The organism is Nostoc sp. JL34, from assembly GCF_017114945.1.
Lineage (GTDB): Bacteria > Cyanobacteriota > Cyanobacteriia > Cyanobacteriales > Nostocaceae > Nostoc.
Genome location: NZ_JABXKQ010000044.1, coordinates 182987 through 202331, shown reverse-complemented (window position 1 = coordinate 202331; position 19345 = coordinate 182987). Strand labels below are relative to the sequence as shown.

Below are 19345 nucleotides of genomic sequence, written 5' to 3'. Positions count from 1 at the left end.
TATTAAACGTAATTAACTCATTACTTATAGCTAAAGGCTAGGAGAAAAGCTTATGCAGCCTGGACTTTGGAAAATAATCAAAAAAGAAATTAGCATTTGGCGTGTAGGTGCATTACCAGGAATTGTAGTTATTGGATTGGTAATAATTGCTCATTTTAGTGGTTCAATGCAATCCTTAGAGTGGCTAGCTTTTGATACTCTTCTCCGTCTGCGTCCTGAAGAACCTATAGATGAACGCATCGTGCTTGTGAAAATTGATGAAGATGATATTAACTATCATAAAGATTATCTAATAGATTCTTCAATATCAGATAGAGATTTGGCAGCACTGTTGTGGAAAATACACGTGTGTAAACCTAGAGTTATCGGTCTTGATATTTATCGTGATTTAGCAGTTAATCCTGGTAATGGGGAACTAGTTGCAGCTTTTAAAAATATCAAAAATTTAATTGCTATTGAAAAAGTATTGCCTAAGCAAATTGCTGCACCACGAGGTTTATCCTCTGAACAAATTGGTTTTGCGGATCAAATCACGGATGGTGATGGTAAACTAAGGCGAAGCTTATTGGCAATACCAACAACTCAAGGATACAAGTTATCTTTATCTCTACGTTTAGCAGAAGCTTATTTAGTTCATGAAGAAATTAGCTTAAAAAATAGTATTGACGATCGCACTCCCATAAAGCTAGGCAATACTGTATTACCACGATTTTTCCCTAACTCTGGGGGCTATGTACGAACCGATGCAACCGGAGTTCAAATACTGCTCAATTTTCGTAGTGGACGAGAAAGATTTAGAACCATATCTTTGAATGAGATTAAAAGCAACAAATTTAATTCAGACTGGATACGTGATCGCATTGTCATTATCGGCGTAACTGACCCTAGTCGTAAAGACTTCATAACTACATCTAACCAACTTGTAAAAGGGCGAATTTATGGAGGAGAAATTCAAGCACATGCTGTTAGCCAAATTGTTAGTGCAGTGCTTGATGAGCGACCACTTTTAGATACTTGGGAAGATGAATGGGAATATTTATGGATTTTTGCCTGGGGTTTTTTAGGAATTGCGATCGCTCGATTGACTAAATCTCCTTTAGCAAATCTGATAATTGTTGGTATTACTAGTGCTACTTTAGTAGTCACTACTTATTTACTCTTAACTTGGGGTTGGTGGGTTCCAGTAATTCCAACAATTCTTGTCTTAGCTGTCAATGGTATAGAACTTACTGCTTTATATCAATGTGACAAAGTTTTGCGATCGGGACTAAAAGCTAGACAAGATGTTATCGAACGTACATTTGAAACAATTCACAATGGGCCACTACAAAGTCTGGCTAAAGTTTTGAAACTGGTTCGATGCCACGAATTGCCAGTGAAAGAATTGCTCCCAGAACTGGAAAAAGAACTTGAAAAATTAAACCATGAACTCCGGGGAATTTATGAATTTTTACAACGAGAACCACCAACTCAAGATAGTAGTCTTTATTTAGGAAATACTCTAGTATTAAATTTGCAAGACCCTCTTCACGAAATTCTTTATCAAGTTTACAGCTATACCCTAGCACGAGACTTTCCCTGCTTTAGAACCATTAAAGTTAAAATTCGTACTTTTGAGCCAATAGATGAGCGATGCTTAAGCATTGAACAAAAGCAAGGACTTTGCCGATTTTTAGAAGAAGCTTTGTGCAATGTTGGCAAACATGCCACAGGAGTAACCCGCCTTGAGGTCACTTGTTTTTCATCTGAAGGTTGGTACACTTTGAGCATTATAGATGATGGGTTGGGTATCAACTCATCTAGAGAAGGTCGTGGCACGCAACAGTTTAGAAACTTAGCAAGGCAACTCAAAGGTAAATTTCAACGAGTACCTCTTTCTTCTAGAGGGACTATTTGTGAATTGTCTTGGCCAGTAGTCAAATTTAGGTTTGGTAATAATTGAACGATAATCTAGAATTCAGAAAGCAATATACTTTTTTACTTGAAAAATACACCAATAAAGTGAAAATAAACAGGCATATTGAGAAAGGAATCTGCTATCTATTTATTGCTAAATACTTGTATCTCATATATGTATTTTTCAGAAGTTACTGGCTTCATAAACCTCTAAAACTTTATTCTCAGCCACGTAATTATTATGTCATAAAGAACTAATGAATTTGTCAGCTAGCTTTTTATATATTGAATAATATAATTTCCAAAATATTAGATTCTTTGGGAATATTAGCCAAATCAGCAGCAAATTAACTTAATATTCATAGGGGTAAAATATGGTGGAAGCAAATTACTTGTTTACCCAATTTGAACCACGTTCAGATTTAAAAACTTCTCAACCAGATGATAAAAACGCCGAAGCGCTAGTAGACACCTGGAGTCATTACCTTAAAACTTTACATGAAGCTATTGCTGAGTCAAATACAGCCAAGCAAATTGCTCAAAAAGATTACGAAAAAGTCCAAGCTCTTGCGATCGCTTGGGAACAAAAAATGCAAATTGCCTTGAGCAACTCCAGCGAAGATCGGGTTCGTCAGGCATTAGCATATAAACAAATTTATACTGCAAGGGCACGACAACTAAAAACTTTAGTTGAACGCCATACTATCCATATCAACACCCTTCAAACCCAACTGGCTTTTTGGGAGAATCAACTACTTACTTAGGCTTTTTAGTATACTTATGCTGCTATAAAAGTTAGTAATAACACAGACAATGATGCCTTTGTGCCTAGAGGACATTGGTAAAGAGGCAGGGTGAAATGAAGGGGACAAAGAAGAAACTTGTCTCCCTTATCTCTTCCCCATGCCCAATTCCCAACCCCCTACTTTTTCATTGACCTGCCTAAGTCCTAAGTATTTTGCTCATTAACCGTGCCACTATAGAAAATAGAGCTGCAAATTGAGCAATAGGAAGACTAAAGAACACTGTGCAGATAACATTCTTAGGGACGAGTTCCGGTGTACCCACGCGATCGCGCAATGTTTCCAGTGTCGCTCTGAGATTACCCCAAAGGGCAGAACTGTGGTTATTCGACTGTGGCGAAGGCACCCAGCATCAAATTATGCGGAGTGAACTGAAAATCAGTCAACTCTCCCGAATTTTTATCACCCACATGCACGGCGACCACATCTTTGGCTTGATGGGACTTCTTGCTACTTGCGGCTTGGCTGGCAATGTAGAACGAATTGATATCTATGGCCCACCTGGATTAAATGATTACATTCAATCCGCCTCACGTTACTCCCACACGCACTTTTCTTACCCGATCAAAGTTCACGCCATCCGTCCAGGGGTAATTTATGAAGACGAGGACTTCACTGTTAGTTGCGGTAATTTGCATCATCGCATTCCAGCTTTCGGCTACCGCATAGCCGAAAAAGACCGAGCCGGACGCTTTGATGTGGAAAAAGCCAAGGCGTTGCAAATTCCTCCTGGTCGGGTTTATGGTCAACTCAAGCGTGGTGAAACAGTTACCCTTGCTGATGGACGGGTGATTGATGGCACTCAATTGTGTGGCCCCACAGAAATTGGTCGAAAAATTGCCTATTGTACAGACACAATTTATTGTGATGGTGCAGTGGAATTAGCTCATGATGCAGATGTATTAATTCACGAAGCAACCTTTGCCCATCAAGATGCAGATATGGCTTTTCAGCGATTGCATTCCACAACCACAATGGCAGCACAAACAGCTTTAGCTGCTGGGGCACATCGGCTAATTATGAGTCATTTTAGTCCCCGCTATGCTCCCGGAAATACCTTGGAGTTGAAGGATCTCCTTAAGGAAGCTCGTGCTATTTTTCCCCGTACTGATATGGCTTACGATTTTATGATTCATGAAGTACCCAGACGACGGGAAGTAGAGTTAACCAAGGTAGGCGTTTAAATTTTGGATTTTAGATTTTAGATTTCCTATTGAACCCTTCTAATCTAAAATCTAAAATTAACCAGGCTCTATCTTGGAGTTTAATAGTCCCAATCATAACGTCCAGCAAATAGACAGCAGTTTAGTTTTGTGAGTAAGTCAACTAGTTAACCAACAACTTACGGATAACTAAGTGTATCAATAACATACAAATAGTATGGTTTAAATATCTTCCTCAATGTTTTTTTTAGATTATAAGTTATCAAAATAACTTTAATATGTAGTAATTTCGTAAATCAGAGAATTTTCTACTTTAATACTTAGGAAAAATAATTAATTTTTCGTCAAGATTTTTCTTTCTTAAATAAAATATTTATTAAAAATTTATTTTTCCGACACTGATTAAGAATTTATATGCATGAATTGATGAACATGAAAGCGCCAGTTGGCATAATATTGTGCCAAGTGAGCTTGTCATCGTTGGAAGAAAAATTAAGTATGCGATCGTGGCTATTAGGTGTAAAAAAATCATTTCACATTTTTCATAAATCTTCCAAATAAATATAGTGTTTCGATATTAGAGGAGTTTGATAGTGGCTAAGACTAGTCTGAATCAAGAGCAACAGGTTACTACTTCAGCACAAAGCGCAGTTGACATCAGACAACTATCTACTATTTTGCTTCGCCGACGCTTTCTGATCTTGGGGGTTTCTTGTGTCGTTATGTCAGCTGCTAGCCTCTTGGCTGTCATTGCTAAACCGACTTACCAAAGCAATATGCAGATATTGGTGAGTTCCAATTTATCCGAAGGGGCACAATCAAATAATATTCCAGTTGCAGCAGATACTCAGGTTACTGATTCCAATTCTCAAGTTATTGATTCCACTACTCAGATGAAGCTCATGCTGAGTTCTAAGTTGCTTCAGAAAGCTGTAGATTTGCTTCATTCTGATTATCCTGATATTACCTTACAAGATATCAATGGTGAAAAAGAACATAACAGAAAAGCACCTCTAGAAGTGACTCCAGAAGCAGGAGACATCGGAGCTAATAAAGTTTTTAATCAAGTATTTGAAGTTTCTTTCAATGATGACGATCCAGTAAAAGCACAAAGAGTACTTCAAGCCCTACACAAAGTCTATCAAAATTATAATAAACAGCAACAAAAAGAACGTCTGAATCAGGGATTGGCTTTTGTAAACACTCGCCTACCTGAGATCAAAAAAGAAGTGAGTAAAGCTGAAAAAAATTTGGAACAGTTTCGCAAAAAACATAAATTACTCGATCCCGAAGTCCAAAGTAAAATTCTGCTAGAATCTCTAGCAGATATTCAACAACAGCTACAAACCGCTCGTGCTAACCTTCAAGATGTAAACGCTCGCTACGATAACCTAGAGCAACAAATAGCGTCTTCATCTCAGCAGAATACACTAATTTCTTCTCGTTTAAATCAGTCAAGCCGCTACCAAGCACTATTGAGTGAAATTCAAAAGACTGAACTAGCTTTGGCTAAAGAGCGGCTGCGTTATACAGACGATTACCCATCGGTACAAAAACTCAAACAGCAACGCCAAAGTCAACTGTCGTTATTACGACAAGAGGTGAAAGCTATTACTACTAGCAGTAAGGGAGAACCGCTATTCAAAGGGCAAATGGTAGGGGTTGATCCAACACTAGTAGATGAGTTTATTTTGGTACAGACAACTGTTTTAGGACTAACTGCTAATGAAAAGAATCTAGCCGAGTCAGAACAGCGACTCCGCTCTGAGATAAACAAATACCCAAGTTTAATAGCAGAGTATAACCGTCTGCTGCCAAAGGTAGAAACTAGTCGCAAAAACCTTGAGCAATTACTCCAAGTGCAACAGTCATTGGGACTGAAAATTGCTCAGGAAGGATATAACTGGCAAGTTTTGGCAGAACCTTCTCCGGGTACTTATATGGGTAACAACAGATTATTACTTTTGGTTGGAGGAGCAGTAATTGGGCCGATTTTAGGTATCTTAGCAGCCCTGATTTTAGAAAAATTTAATGACGCTATTTATTGTGCTGGAGATTTAAAGAAACTGACGAATCTACGTGTACTGGGGTCAGTACCAAAACTACCGCCGCGTAGTGTTAAAAATCGGCGGCTGGGCCTGCCTTGGAATAGACGGCGAAGCTCAGATTCTTCTGTAATAGAAGCCAGTATGAAATTGCCCGTCCATGAAACTTTGGACATGATCTACCAAAATATTCAAATATTAAAATATCCCTTACCCTTCAAGTCACTGATGTTTACTTCAGCACTACCAGGGGAAGGGAAGACAACCTTAGTATTAGGGCTTGTAGCTAGTGCTACCCGGATGCATCGACGGGTATTAGTGATTGATGCTAACCTACATAATCCTAGCCTGCATAAAATCCTGGAACTATCCAATGACTGGGGGCTATCTCTGTTATTAGTTGATGAGACAACTACTCATTTTCAAGATTACATCCAACCCATTCACCCCTCTATTGATATTTTGACTGCTGGGCCAGAACCAGAAGACACAGTGAAGTTGCTCAGTTCTCAACGGATGAAAGAACTAATAGAGTTGTTTGAACAAAGTTATGACCTAGTACTAATAGATGCTCCACCTATTTTAGGTACGGTTGATGCCAGAATTGTGGCATCTTTTTGCAATGGGATTGTGATGGTAGAGCGTATGGGTAAAGTAACTCGAACTGAACTGACTCAAGCAACAGAAATTTTGAGTAAGTTGAATTTAATTGGAATTATCGCTAATGAAGTGAGCAATTCTCAAAAGGTATTGGCATCGTAGATTGAAGAAGCATTGGGCATTGGAAAGAGCAAGAGGAAAGGAATTCTTCCCCTGCCTCCTTCCCCTTCATCTGATTTCTACCTGATAGCTAAAGCAAAATGCATAATTAGTAGGAGGTGGCAACCTCCTGCGTTGGAGAACTGTCTCATCTTAAAGTAGTAGACGCCATAGTTCAGAGCGTCAATTAGATACTAGTGTGATTAGATGATCAGCATGAAATTCCAACTTTACTTAGGCTCTTTATTTTCCCAGATTAAAGTCCGTTATTGGTGGGTAAGTATCCTTTTGTGGATAGCTTTGGTTGCCCCAGCCCAAGCGTCTGTAATCCTGCGCGTGGCAATTGAGAGGGGCGTTAATCAGGTAAAAGTGGGCAGTTCTACCACTGGGGTCGTCAAGGATAGTACTGGCCGGACTCTCGGACAGTTGCCAGCGATGAGTGCATATTATGCCCAAGCTGTTCCTGGTGGAGTTGCTTTAGATAAGTGGCAGTCTGGTTTGTTTTGGATTGAGCCAACGGGTAAAGGATTCGTTTATATTGGCGATCGCTGGTATCGGGGCAGAACTCTGGTTGTCCCCACAGACAAAGGCTTAACCGCTGTTAACTGGGTTGATGACCAAGAGTATCTCTACAGCGTTCTCGGTGGCGAAATGGATTCTAGCTGGCCCCAAGAAGCTTTAAAAGCCCAAGCGATCGCAGCCCGTACTTATGCCCTCTACGAACGAGAAAGACAACGGAATAATCCCGTTTACGATTTAGGCAATACCCCAGATCGTTGGCAAATTTATAAAGGTGTCATCAGTGAATCTCCTGCTACTTACGCCGCAGTGGATTCCACTCTAGGGCAGGTACTAACTTACAAAAACCGGATTATTCTCTCAGTCTTCCACGCTTGTTCTGGGGGACACACCGAAAACGTGGAAGATGTTTGGGGAAGCAAGGAGCCTTACCTCCGTGCTGTTCAAGACTACGATCAAAACATCCGCGAGTGTAATTGGGTGAAAACCTTCTTGCCCAGTGAAATTAGCGCTAAATTTCCTGAGGTAGGTAATGTCAAGGATATGATTCCAGAGACATACTCACCTTTCCGCAGTGTTAAAGTCTTGAAAATTGTCGGCAACAAGGGTACGAAGGTGCTACAGGGCGAGGATGTGCGAACAGCCCTTAAGTTAAAAAGTACTCGCTTTACTGTCACCAAGGGAGCCGATGGTAGTTTTGTACTGCAAGGGCTTGGCTACGGTCATGCTTTAGGCATGAGTCAGTGGGGGGCGTACAATCTGGCTCGGCAAGGAGTGAACCACCTGCAAATTTTGGGACATTATTATCAAGGTGTAGCCCTAACACCAATTCAGGCGAAGTAATTGGGCATTGGGCTTTGAGGCGTAGGGCAAAGGAATGCTGAGTTTTGTTATCTCCTTGTCCCCTACTCCCCTACTCCTCTACTCTCTTGCCCCTCTGCTTCCTATTCCCCACTCCCACGTTCTAAGCGCCGTTGCCATTCAGCGTCAATTTGTGCAGAACGTTCAACTTCCTGGTCGAGTAAATCAGTTTCGCTAGAATACACTAAATCTTCGTTGCCAATGACTTTTTCTGTTGCAAATTGTTGGGCATAGTTGATTTTTCGTTGCAAAGGTGCTTCAGGACTTGCCAATACCCTTGCTCTGGAAAGGCGATCGCGGTTGCGATCGCCTATTTTGCGATTACGCCACCGAATCCAGAAATAACGTAATAACGGTATCCCTAAGAAACCTGCTCCGTAAGCCAATAGCAGCCAATAAATTCCTTGCACAAAAGCTACCAGTCCACCTAATTGGATGGCAACAGTGCCATCTCTCAACAAACTTCCCAATACTAAAGCACCAACAAAATTTAGTACCCCCAACCCAGCACTCAGCATAATTTGCCCGGAACTTGCGGCGCTAAAACGCCAGGGAAATTCCTCCAAGTGATCTGATATTGCATAACGGCGCTTTTTAACTGCACTCACCTGCAACTCTGGGAAGTAATAAACAATTTGCCCTTCTGGACTTACTGATGGTTGCCCATTAAATCGCGTCAGAACGGGCAGCATATAATCTTCGTACTCTCTTGTGTATCCCTCGCCAATCTCATCTAAATATGGGGCAATTTGTTCTGCTACCACTGCACCACGGTTACTCCGAATCACCGTAGCAATTTCTTGCCAGCGACGTTCTTCTAAGTTGGCGTTAGGATTACCATCACCAAACAAAAATGAAAACACGGCTTCAAAGAAATTCAGATTGCTTTCTTCCTGCCTTTCACGTCGCCGTTCCTGGTAGTGGGTGTCATAATTTGGGCTAAGATACCAAAATAAATTTGGAAAATAGAAGAACCCCCCACCATCGGAATTACTGCCCCGATTGTTGCCGTCACGGTCTGAATTGGCAGCAGTAATGATAATGAAGATAGTAATAGTTATCAGAGCGATAGAAACAGTTAAGAAAATTCCAAAAGAAATGCGAATCAGGTAAAACAGAACACTCCAGACTTTTTTCCACCATTCCTGCAATCGTAACCGGAGGTATTTATTACGCAAAATTGCTCGAAAATTTTGTGGAAAAAGGTAAACTATATCACCTGAATCCGCTACTTGTAAATGTCCCCCAGCATCAGATGCCAGGGCTAACAAGCTTTGATTAGCTTCAGCGACGTTCAATCCTGCCTGAGTTGCCACATCACCAACGGTGACGCGGTAGCCCAGATGTTCCACAGCTTGCATGATGGTGGGACTAGGAGCCATTGCTCTCCCCTCCTATTGAAACTTTTTTCCTTTTCTTAAGTATAAAGTTTTATTTTGAGCGACTTAACAGAGGTAGGAATAAAGATGAAATCAGGGAAGGAGGCAGGAGGTTGAAATTTATCTCTTTCTCTCAACCCCATCTAATTCCAAGCCACCAAATCGGAGATTTTGGTGGGGGAATTAAACTGCCGCAGAAGGCTCCAGGGTAGTATCCTTGTGCCTCTCTTGTTACAAGTATACAAATCACATGAATTTGGCTACCCGCCACTAAAATCGATAAAGCAATAAATGACATGACACTCAACATGCTATAATTATTTGCTTCAGCTTGGTTAACCAGGAAATTTTCTGCTCAAATATGGTTCAGTACACTCTCGCTCAAAGCCCAGAAATTATCCTTACTGTTTCTGGAAAAGATTCAGCCAAAGCCCGTGATAAAGCAATGGATCAGCTTATGGAACTGATGGATGCAGGTAAGCTACCCACAGAACTGGAAGAAGGATTTGGCCCTCAACAATTGATTGAGGTTAAAGAGTCAACTGTTGATACTGCTAGCGGTGAGGATACTATCACACAAGCTGTTCAGATTCTGAGTAACCTGGCGACGCTCAAACTGAAAGTTCAAGAGTCACGAGCCGAAGCGTTGGAAATTCGCAAAGCTGTTGATGTTCTGTTTACCGATGAGTCGGTGACAGAAGAGGAAATTACTCGACTCAAGGAAGGTTTTAAAGTTCTCAAAAATTTTGCCCAAGCTAATGTGCGTTACCAGGAAGCGCGATCTAAAGCAGAACAGGCTCGGCAAACTCTGGATCAGGCTCTCAAATCGCCTGACAAGTAATAATTTACAGAATTAAATGCATTGAGACACATCTTAAAAATGCAATTAAATACTCTAAAAGACAGGCATCACAGCCTGTCTTTTAGATTTACTGGGGCGCTAGGATTCGAACCTAGGGATGGCGGGACCAAAACCCGCTGCCTTACCACTTGGCTACGCCCCAACAACTTTACTCTAGTTAATATAGCAGTTAGTCCTAGGTTAATGTCAAGTACTTTAATAGTTGATTTCAGATAATAGGTTTTTAACACTGGACATTAATTGGTCAGAATCCTTGCACTTAGACCTTTTTCATCATTTTGGGGTGAACGCATTGAATTTTTGTGGTTAAGGCACTAAATTTTGCGATCGCGATTCTTCTGTATCTAAAATCTGCTTCACTGGATGATGAACGTCTTAGGGTCTGTTTCTCCTGACTAGGGACACACTATTTATTTTTGTTGATCACCCTATTTACTTTTCCTTAATCCCCAGTCTCGTGAAGGAAGACCGCTGCAATCCGACTTGATGATAGTAATTGCTTAGTAGCCAGCCATATAAAGAGTGGAATAGTCTTAGCATAGCGGCCGCAAAGTCGGCGCGGTTCTTGAATCCATCGATATAGCCATTCCAGTCCGAAGTCTCGAACTATGCGGGGTGCCCGCTTGTGAATTCCTGCATAAACTGGGAAAACTCCACCCAGTCCAATCATTACAGCTTGTATCTTGCCCTTATGTTGAGCTATCCAATTTTCTTGTTTGGGACATCCCAGAGACACTAAGACGGCACTGGCACCACTAGAGTTAATCTTTTTAACCAAAGCTTCGTCTTCAGTTTCAGTCAGGGGACGAAAGGGTAAAGGTTCCATCGCCGCAATCTTCATCTGCGGAAATTCCTGCTCTAACCTTTTTCGCATTCTAGAAAGTATTTCTGTTTGGGAACCTACAAAGAAAATACTAAGATTTTGTGTTTGAGTTAGCTGACATAATGCTAAAAAAATATCCATCCCTGCCACACGGTCTTGGTAAAGGGCTCCCATTTTTCGCATCATCCATACCAGAGGCATACCATCAGGAGTAACTATATCTGCATTTCGTAGTACGGTGGCAAACTCTGGATTCCAATGAGCTTCAATGAGCATATGTACATTGGCTACATATACAGTTTTACTCTCGCGCCTATTTGCCCACTTAAGTATTGTTTTTATCTGGTCGTCAAAACGTAAAGCAGTAATAGGAAAATCAAGCACTTTTTTAGTAGGTAGAAGCACTCTTGCCACCATCAATAACTCCTGTGTCCAAGAAAAAAAATCCATAGATTACCTAGACCATTCCCAATATTAAATAACTCGGGTTGGATTACTCCTGACTTTTTGTAGGCTTGTGTCATCGTTGGAAGTTAACACATGGAGGTGCAATTGTCTTCTTAATATACTTTTGCTTTAATCGGTAATACTAAAACTATTTTACTGTTGTGTCCTAGCTTACTGTTTTAAGCTAAGGATTTCAGACCCTGTTTGACAAAATTCATACTTCCTTCATAATTAATTTTTGATTTGTTCATGCAAGCATTACAATTGCGAGAAATTGCTAAAGATATATACTAACAGAAGTAATATCTACTACATATAATTTACTCAGTAAAGTGAAATACCAGACACTCAGTCTGCCGATTTTGATACGTAAGTATGCGCTTAAGAGGTTTAACTTAAATTAGTATATTTTAAAGAATGATCAATAATTTTTTCTTATGATTTTTCAAATTTATTACAGATTTAATTCAGTCTAAGTTATGTATCGAAAAGTACCTAATTTTTTTCTGAAATAAAAGCCCAAAAAATAAGGGGAAGATAAACTTATCTTCCCCCGCTCTTTCGTTTTTGTTATTGTCTAGTTTGTTACTTTCCTTGAGTCTTTGGCGTAACATTTGCCTTTGCTTTTTGAGTTGACGTTTCCTAGCAGAGCCGCCTCTACCTTTGTCATTCCTGCCTTCTTTACGGGGAGATTCCCATCTTTTCAGGCGCATAAGTTTTTAACCTCTTTTGCACTTGTTTGGTAATGGGCAGGAGGAGAATCGAACTCCTATGACCGTAAGGCCGCCACATTTTGAGTGTGGTGCGTCTACCAATTCCGCCACCCGCCCTTATATCTAACCTTAACTACTATACACTAATTAAGTGACTTTGTAACAAGTCTGAAAATAATTTCTCAACGTTTTGCTGGAATAATAGCTCTAAGAATTCTCCGGCTTAAAGGCGTGGCAGGGTCAATAAACTAGAGTCAATATCCTGTAGTTTGGCACAGCCACTAAGTGCCATTCCTACATTTAATTCATCTTGTAGGAGTGAGATGACATGAGATACGCCGATTTGTCCTGCTACCGCTAGTCCCCACAAAATAGGTCGTCCGATTAGTACTGCTTTTGCTCCTAATGCCAGGGCTTTGAGAATGTCTGTGCCCCTACGAATACCTCCATCCAACAGCACTTCTACTTGACCATCCACTGCTGCTACTATTTCAGCTAGGGCATTTAAAGAAGCGATCGCACCATCAAGTTGTCTGCCACCATGATTGGAAACAACAATTGCTTTGGCTCCATATTCTACAGCCCGCACAGCATCATCTCCCCGTAAAACTCCTTTGATGACTAAAGGTAACGGAGATAAAGACTGCAACCATTCCAAATCGTGCCAAGTGACTGCTGGATTTAGCTGTTGGGCAAAATAGGTAAATAACCCAGATTCACCCTTTTCATGGGAAATATCTAGTCCTGAGATGGTGGCAAGATTAGCCAGATGTAAGTCTTGGGGTAAGGCAAACTCATTACGTTTATCTCTCTCGCGTTGTCCAAGAACGGGTGCATCTACAGTTAGACAAAGTGCTTTATAGCCTGCTTTATAGGCTTTTTCTACCAAAGCACGAGTCAATCCCCGGTCTTTATGGATGTAAAGCTGGAACCATCGCAGAGAATCTGGAAACTGATTACATGCAGTCGCCACTTCTTCAATGCTCTTTGTTGCCATTGTGCTTAACACCATACCTACACCAGATGATGCGGCAGCTAGGGCCGTGGCAACTTCTCCGTCTGGATGAGCTAGACATTGAAAAGCCATCGGCGCGATTAACAAAGGTAGTTGCAGGGGTTGTCCTAAAATAGAGGTGGTTAGATTGCGATCGCTCACATCGACCAATATCCGAGGTCGCAGCTTGACTCGCTCAAAGGCAGCACGATTATCTCGCAATGTAATTTCGTCCCAAGCGCCACTGCTATAGTAATCAAGTGTAGTTTGAGACAGCCGCTCTTTTGCTAATTTTTCGTACTCAAAAAGGTTGATGGGTTGAAAGCGATCGTCGTTGGATAAGTAGGTAGACATAATAAAATGTAAGTAGAACTTTTGTTCGTAGTGAGCCATTTATCGCTCTCCATAAGATTTTAAATGGCTAGAGCCGCTTCCTACGGGCTTTGATTTAATCAAGCCCTTCTACTTACAACTGTCATAGTAGTGGCTATGAGTTAACCAATGAAATATTTTTTAATCCGATTGTCCATCGACAAAGCTTAAATAATCATCGATTTATTAGTAAAGGTGGAGAACCTAGTATCTCTGGCTAAATTATTCTAAAGGAACCTATTTAATAATTCTTCTCTGGATAGTTGCAGTAATAAAGGAGTAAATTCCTCTGGAGATAATACCAATAAAGGTTCAATAATTACTCTTAGTTCTGTATCTAAAGAACCAAAGCGAACTCGCAATAAATTCTCTATAACATTACGACGTTCTGCTTGAATTCCTTCTTGGATTCCTTCTTGAATTCCTTCTTGAATTCCTTCTTGTTTAACTTCTGCTAATTTTTGCTCGTAAATGGGTGATAAGCGCATAATTAAATCTCTGTCTTCCTCATCTATATTTTGATTGAATTCTAAGGTAGTCTTTAAATTCAATAATAAATCAATTGCTTTGGAACGTAAGGGATTATTTTGTGGAAGGGCTTCTAGTTCATCTATGGCTTGTTGTTGGACTCTTCCCTTACCTAAAATTCTCAACCATAGTGTTTCTTCTGTACACGGTAATTGGTGAATTGCCACAATCAATTGCTGTTCTCAAATAATCACCTAAAAAATGTACTCCTATTCCCCAACTTTCTTCATCTAGGTTACTTCTAAAACCATCCAATATAGATTCAGAAGCTGTAGGTGAAAAGATCCATAGCCTTGGTAAATCTGATTCGCTAATCCGGTTTTTATCACTTTTACTCTGACGCTTTGCTTCAGCGAAAATATCAAATAGCTTATTCATACAACTACGAATTTCCGCAATTGTAGCCGCATTTCTAAATGGTTCAATTAATGCAGGTTCAGCCGCAAATTTTCCTAACAGTCCTAAATCTATTGTATCGCTTGCCGATTCGAGTGAAGGGACAAAATAAACATCAACCTCTCGGATTTCCGCCGGAACTTTCCGACTTGTTTCAACTTCTCCCAATGGTTGTAATAATTCTTTAAGATAGTCTTTTGCGAACTGGTCGTAGGGAAACCTGGTCATTAGCTGATTTTTTGGCTGTACCAATATTTTACATAAGTACGTAGACGCATACTACTAGGTCGTAGCAAGCTACGAGAAGCGGCTTGTGGACAGACATCACATTTATAATATTGACAAAATCACTAATCTATGCATCAAGCTACTGGTAAAACTTTACGAATATTCTGCATTTGCTCTCTGGTAAAAAAGAATGTAGAGACGTAGCACTGCTAAGTCTCTACAAGGATTCTGGATAACGCATATTTAATTTCACCAGATGTCTAGTGAATAGTAGCTCTACCAATTGCGCCACCCGCCTTTGCGTGCAACTTCATTATTAGTAGACTTTAGTCCATGACTTTGCAACAGAGTTTGATATTCTGTGCTGCTTGCCCAGCGGTCAATTTCTCGCGCCCGCAGCACTGGTACTGGATGGGTTAATTGGGCTGTACGGGCAGCTTTGACCATTTCACCCAGTTCTGTCTTGCTAATATCATCGTAATCGCGGGCTTGAGCAACAAAGGCATCAAGATTCAGTTGGGGCGCTAAGGTGGGAGAACCACCTGCCAACTTCATTAACACCGACATGACTACTTTGGGGTCTTGGGTTGCTAGTAATGCGGCGCGATCGCAGGTAAACTCAGCACAGCGTACCCATTCTAAAAGCTGTGCCTGTATGGCTTGGGCAAGGAAGGTTCCGACGTTGGGCACAATCGCCGCAGCTAATATTAATAAATTTACAGGAGTCAAGTAAACGCTATGGTCACACTTGAGATGCCCCAACTCGTGGGCGATTACTGCCTGTATTTCCTCTGGTGTGAGCATATCAATCAGAGAAGTGTGTAGCACAACAAAAGGCTGCTTACCCCGCACAGCAAAAGTATAGGCGTTGGGAGCCGGATGTTGCCGGACGTACAACTGGGGAGGATCTATATCCAGGATTTTACAGGCATCTAACAACAATTTGTATAAATCAGGCAGTTGCTTTTCACTCACCAGAACACTGGAGGCAATATTTTCCACATAGAAAACCTGCTCTGCCATTGGCCCAAGCCAATTTCGCACCAACATATCTATGCCTGGTATCTGCTTGAGCGCTCTGGTAGCTTCCAGGTCTAATGGATGACGAAATGAGTCAGCTTTTAAACCAATCAGCGGGGTTTTGAAGAAGGACATAGTGCAGCAAGCTATAAAAAAACACAACTATGGAATCTGGCTGGATAGATAAACAGCCTCCCACAGTTAGTATAACGATTTCAGTAGGGGGTTTCCTTTCTTGGATACTCTTAAAACCTTTATCCATCGTTGAGAAAACTAAGCATGAGGCTAGACTTAATGACATGATCAAAGGAGATCATGTTTTTATGTTGTCACTATGAAAATATTGGTGCTGAATGCCGGATCGAGCAGCCAAAAGAGTTGTCTGTATGAAATTGCAGATGAAGCTTTTCCCACCCAAGCACTCCAGCCCCTTTGGGAAGGGAAAATCAACTGGACTCAAGATCGAGGTGTGGCAGAAATTGAGGTGAAAACTGCTACGGGTGCAACGCTGCAAAAATCAATTGCTGGTGATTCTCCACAGGCACACCTCACCTATATGCTCAATACACTTAATCATGATGCTACTAAGGTAATTAATCAGTTGTCAGAAATCGATGTGGTGGGGCATCGGATAGTACATGGTGGAGAGGATTATCGAGATAGTGTGGTAATTACGGAGGATGTCAAAAAGGCGATCGCTGATCTGTCTAATCTTGCTCCCGAACATAATCCAGCAGCTTTGTCAGGTATAGAAGCAGTTGAAAACATCTTAAAAGGTGTCACTCAAATAGCAGTCTTTGATACCGGATTTCATGCCACTCTACCCGATGCAGCAGCAATCTATCCTGGACCATATCAGTGGGTAGAGCAAGGTATTCGTCGCTACGGGTTTCATGGTATCAGTCACCAATACTGTTCTCAACGTGCTGCCCAAATTCTCGGTCGAAATGTTGCATCTGAGCGGTTGATTACCTGCCATCTGGGCAATGGTTGCTCTTTAGCGGCGATTAAAAACGGCCGCAGTATTGATACTACTATGGGATTCACGCCCGTAGAAGGATTGATGATGGGTAGTCGTTCTGGTTCAGTTGATCCGGGGATTCTGATTTACCTGTTGCGGTACTGCAATTACTCAGTCGAAAGGTTGGATGAGATATTAAATAAAGCTTCTGGGTTAAAGGGAATTTCGGGTGTATCTAGCGATATGCGTGAGGTGAGAGAAGCGATGTCTACGACGTACGCTCAAGGTAATTCCCGCGCTCACCTGGCGTGGGATATCTACGTGCATCGCTTGCGTTCTGGTATCGGCGCCATGCTTGCTAGTTTGGGCGGATTAGATGCTTTAGTGTTTACAGCAGGCGTGGGTGAACACTCTCCACAAATTCGCCAAGCCGCCTGTGAAGCCTTTGGTTTTTTGGGACTGAAACTTGATCTTGAGAAAAATGAACACCAGCCTGTGGATGAGGATATTGCTACACCCGATTCAGCAGTGCGGGTATTAGTTATTCATACTCAAGAAGATTGGGCGATCGCCGGGCAGTGTTGGCAGCGGTTGAAATGTAATTATAAAGTCTGATTTAATCTGGGTAAGATTATTTGAATATGCAGTTACCCTATACTCTGACATCTCTATACCCCTAATCTTTTTCTGAAAACGGTCTCTTTCACAAGAAAATCTTTTTTTCAATGCCTCATCCCCGATTTTCAACCTAGTAACCGACGCATAAAACCTTTGCCAATTTGCCCCACTATAAAACTAAAAACCCTTTGTAATAGCGGCCCAAGTAGTGACAAAAACAGCAAAAATAAGAAATCAGTGGGAGTAAAAAGAAAAATACTAGAAGTGACACAAGTTAGTCCCCACGCCAGCCAATTTCGATACTGAGAGCTGATATAAGTCCATCTCGGAAGTTGATTAGCAAGCCAATAGCGAATAGTAGCAAATACAAAGGATGTTACTAACCCAGCAAGTATTGATAATGAAAGTGTAAGTGACTGTACTAAATGTAATTTCAAAGCGAAAAAAGCACCAGGAAACAGTGAAGCTAGCTCCCAAGCTAATAGATTTAATTTAGTCCGAAGATAGCTTAGTATTTCTTCAATAAGCCAATAATGCACATAAACAATATTTAAACACTCAGGATTTTTGATAAAATCATTCCTAATTTTGTGAATTATGTCGCCATAAAATAAGACATTGCTTTGTAAAACAATATCTTGTTCTTTCCAAAAATATAACGCTGATGTATCTTCTTTATAATAAGAATTAAAAGTAAGACCATACTGTAACGTCAATTTATTTTGTAATGATTTACTCCATAATAAGTTGAGAAAATTTACTATAAAAGTATTATCAAATATTTTAAAGTTTTTTTTAGTAATTACTAATTTATTGTATGAGATAGTATTCTTACTGAAGCAAATCTTATCGCTAAAGCAGTTGTAGTACCAAAGATAAGCTAGTAATTTTGGTGGAATGTACAGAGAGCAACCAATTTCTCGTGCTTGCTCAATTCGTTTTAAAACTGCATTATTTAGATAAAAAGTATATTGTGCTGGCTCAACCTTAATTTCAAGTTCAATAGGAGTGCCTTGAGGGATTTGCAAAAAGAAAGAGAGTTGAACATCAGCTTGATGATCTGTGTGTGTTTTATAAGCGTTCATTTCGGGATAATTTGGCGATACCTTGTACAATACCAATCAGAAAATCTAGTGTTCCACGCCACTGTTTTTCTCCAGCAACTACCCCTTCATGATGTATTTTTAAGATTAAATCTCTATCCCCTTCAGGTAATTGAAATAGCTTTTTATGGTAACGGCTGATAATATCTCCATCTAACTGCATAACAGTTTGAGCATAAATAATATCAATATCTACGCTGGTAATGTTACCACTATTAAGTGCAGCTTTCAGTTCAGACATTTTCCGCAGGGTACGAATAAATTTATCATTATTCAAAAGTGCTTCAATCTCTTGCCATCTTTGCTGCAAATCTTTTTGATTATCTTGTTCACCTGCAACAGGAGTTGGAGCAGGTAAGATTGGTCTAGCTAACTTTATGTATACCTCATCAGTTGGAACAATATTTGCTTTATGTTCCACTTGATATTTAAGACGCTCCTGATATTGTATTATCCTGGAGTCTGGCTCACTAGTCTCAGTACTTTGTTCAAGGAGAATGTAAAAATATTCTCTTTCAAGTTGTGAAAATAGACTCGTATAACGCTTGCGTAGGTCTTGAGCTTGAGTTCTTTCTGGTTCTGATAAATTATCTGGATTTGGAATTCCTTTGACATCAAAATAGTCTTTGTCATTTATTGAATAAATCTCTTCATACGCTTGCCAAGCATTAAACTTTGCGCCAGTAATTTGCTCCACAACCATCGTATTTACTTCTAAAGCTGTAATATCATCGACTAATCCATGTACAGATGATACTAGTTTTTCTAGCAAATCTCTGGCTTGTTCTTGAATTTTGTTAGGCATAGTAACAATTTCCTTGATTTCTCTAAGGCAAATTAATCTACAGGTTTGGA

General features: G+C 40.5%; 14 protein-coding genes, 2 tRNA genes and 1 pseudogene. 7 read left to right on the top strand and 10 right to left on the bottom strand.

Annotation, left to right across the window (positions count from 1 at the left end):
* Positions 1–52: 52 nt before the first annotated feature.
* The 5 genes from HWQ44_RS09095 (at position 53) to HWQ44_RS09075 (ending at position 8028) form a co-directional block, all read left to right on the top strand.
* The gene (locus tag HWQ44_RS09095; protein WP_292717731.1) at positions 53–1942 is read left to right on the top strand and encodes a CHASE2 domain-containing protein; all 1890 of its coding nucleotides are present in this window, start codon (positions 53–55) and stop codon (positions 1940–1942) included.
* 328 nt (positions 1943–2270) lie between these two features.
* On the top strand, positions 2271–2660 hold the full coding sequence (locus tag HWQ44_RS09090) for a hypothetical protein (RefSeq protein WP_292717729.1): 390 nt from the start codon (positions 2271–2273) through the stop codon (positions 2658–2660).
* A 263-nt stretch (positions 2661–2923) separates the two neighbouring features.
* On the top strand, positions 2924–3883 hold the full coding sequence (locus tag HWQ44_RS09085; protein WP_292717727.1) for a ribonuclease Z: 960 nt from the start codon (positions 2924–2926) through the stop codon (positions 3881–3883).
* Positions 3884–4455: 572 nt separating this feature from the next.
* Positions 4456–6669 carry a polysaccharide biosynthesis tyrosine autokinase gene (locus tag HWQ44_RS09080; RefSeq protein ID WP_292717725.1) on the top strand — a complete coding sequence of 738 codons (2214 nt, stop codon included), beginning with the start codon at positions 4456–4458 and terminating at the stop codon, positions 6667–6669.
* Between the two features lie 213 nt (positions 6670–6882).
* A complete protein-coding gene (locus tag HWQ44_RS09075) occupies positions 6883–8028 on the top strand; it encodes a SpoIID/LytB domain-containing protein (RefSeq protein ID WP_292717857.1) in 1146 nt (381 codons plus the stop codon).
* A 101-nt stretch (positions 8029–8129) separates the two neighbouring features.
* Here HWQ44_RS09075 and HWQ44_RS09070 read toward each other — a convergent pair whose 3' ends face one another.
* A complete protein-coding gene (locus tag HWQ44_RS09070) occupies positions 8130–9428 on the bottom strand; it encodes a hypothetical protein (protein WP_292717723.1) in 1299 nt (432 codons plus the stop codon).
* A 358-nt stretch (positions 9429–9786) separates the two neighbouring features.
* Here HWQ44_RS09070 and HWQ44_RS09065 point away from each other — a divergent pair, with 358 nt between their 5' ends.
* Positions 9787–10266 (top strand): hypothetical protein, encoded by a 480-nt coding sequence (locus tag HWQ44_RS09065; RefSeq protein WP_292717721.1) that lies wholly within the window; start codon positions 9787–9789, stop codon positions 10264–10266.
* Between the two features lie 91 nt (positions 10267–10357).
* Here the strand turns inward: HWQ44_RS09065 and HWQ44_RS09060 are convergent.
* The 7 genes and pseudogenes from HWQ44_RS09060 to HWQ44_RS09035 form a co-directional block, all read right to left on the bottom strand.
* A tRNA-Gln gene (locus tag HWQ44_RS09060) sits at positions 10358–10429 on the bottom strand.
* Between the two features lie 300 nt (positions 10430–10729).
* Positions 10730–11527: a WecB/TagA/CpsF family glycosyltransferase gene (locus tag HWQ44_RS09055; RefSeq protein ID WP_292717855.1), complete on the bottom strand. Its 798-nt coding sequence runs from the start codon at positions 11525–11527 to the stop codon at positions 10730–10732.
* Between the two features lie 497 nt (positions 11528–12024).
* Entirely contained in the window at positions 12025–12270 is a 246-nt protein-coding gene (locus tag HWQ44_RS33520; protein ID WP_334727367.1) for a hypothetical protein, read from the bottom strand.
* A gap of 33 nt (positions 12271–12303) precedes the next feature.
* Positions 12304–12387: transfer RNA gene (locus tag HWQ44_RS09050), tRNA-Leu, on the bottom strand.
* A 106-nt stretch (positions 12388–12493) separates the two neighbouring features.
* Positions 12494–13618, bottom strand: a complete 1125-nt coding sequence (locus tag HWQ44_RS09045; protein ID WP_292717853.1) for an alpha-hydroxy acid oxidase — start codon at positions 13616–13618, stop codon at positions 12494–12496.
* 245 nt (positions 13619–13863) lie between these two features.
* Positions 13864–14788: pseudogene (locus HWQ44_RS09040) on the bottom strand (hypothetical protein).
* A gap of 276 nt (positions 14789–15064) precedes the next feature.
* A complete protein-coding gene (locus HWQ44_RS09035) occupies positions 15065–15943 on the bottom strand; it encodes a M48 family metallopeptidase (protein ID WP_292717719.1) in 879 nt (292 codons plus the stop codon).
* 199 nt (positions 15944–16142) lie between these two features.
* On the opposite strand from HWQ44_RS09035, the gene HWQ44_RS09030 reads away from it, so the two are divergent.
* The gene (locus HWQ44_RS09030) at positions 16143–17384 is read left to right on the top strand and encodes an acetate kinase (RefSeq protein ID WP_292717718.1); all 1242 of its coding nucleotides are present in this window, start codon (positions 16143–16145) and stop codon (positions 17382–17384) included.
* Positions 17385–17512: 128 nt separating this feature from the next.
* Here HWQ44_RS09030 and HWQ44_RS09025 read toward each other — a convergent pair whose 3' ends face one another.
* Positions 17513–18472: a hypothetical protein gene (locus HWQ44_RS09025; RefSeq protein WP_292717716.1), complete on the bottom strand. Its 960-nt coding sequence runs from the start codon at positions 18470–18472 to the stop codon at positions 17513–17515.
* Positions 18459–19295 carry a hypothetical protein gene (locus HWQ44_RS09020; RefSeq protein ID WP_292717714.1) on the bottom strand — a complete coding sequence of 279 codons (837 nt, stop codon included), beginning with the start codon at positions 19293–19295 and terminating at the stop codon, positions 18459–18461. Before HWQ44_RS09020 ends, HWQ44_RS09025 begins: the two co-directional genes overlap by 14 nt.
* Between the last annotated feature and the right edge of the window lie 50 nt (positions 19296–19345).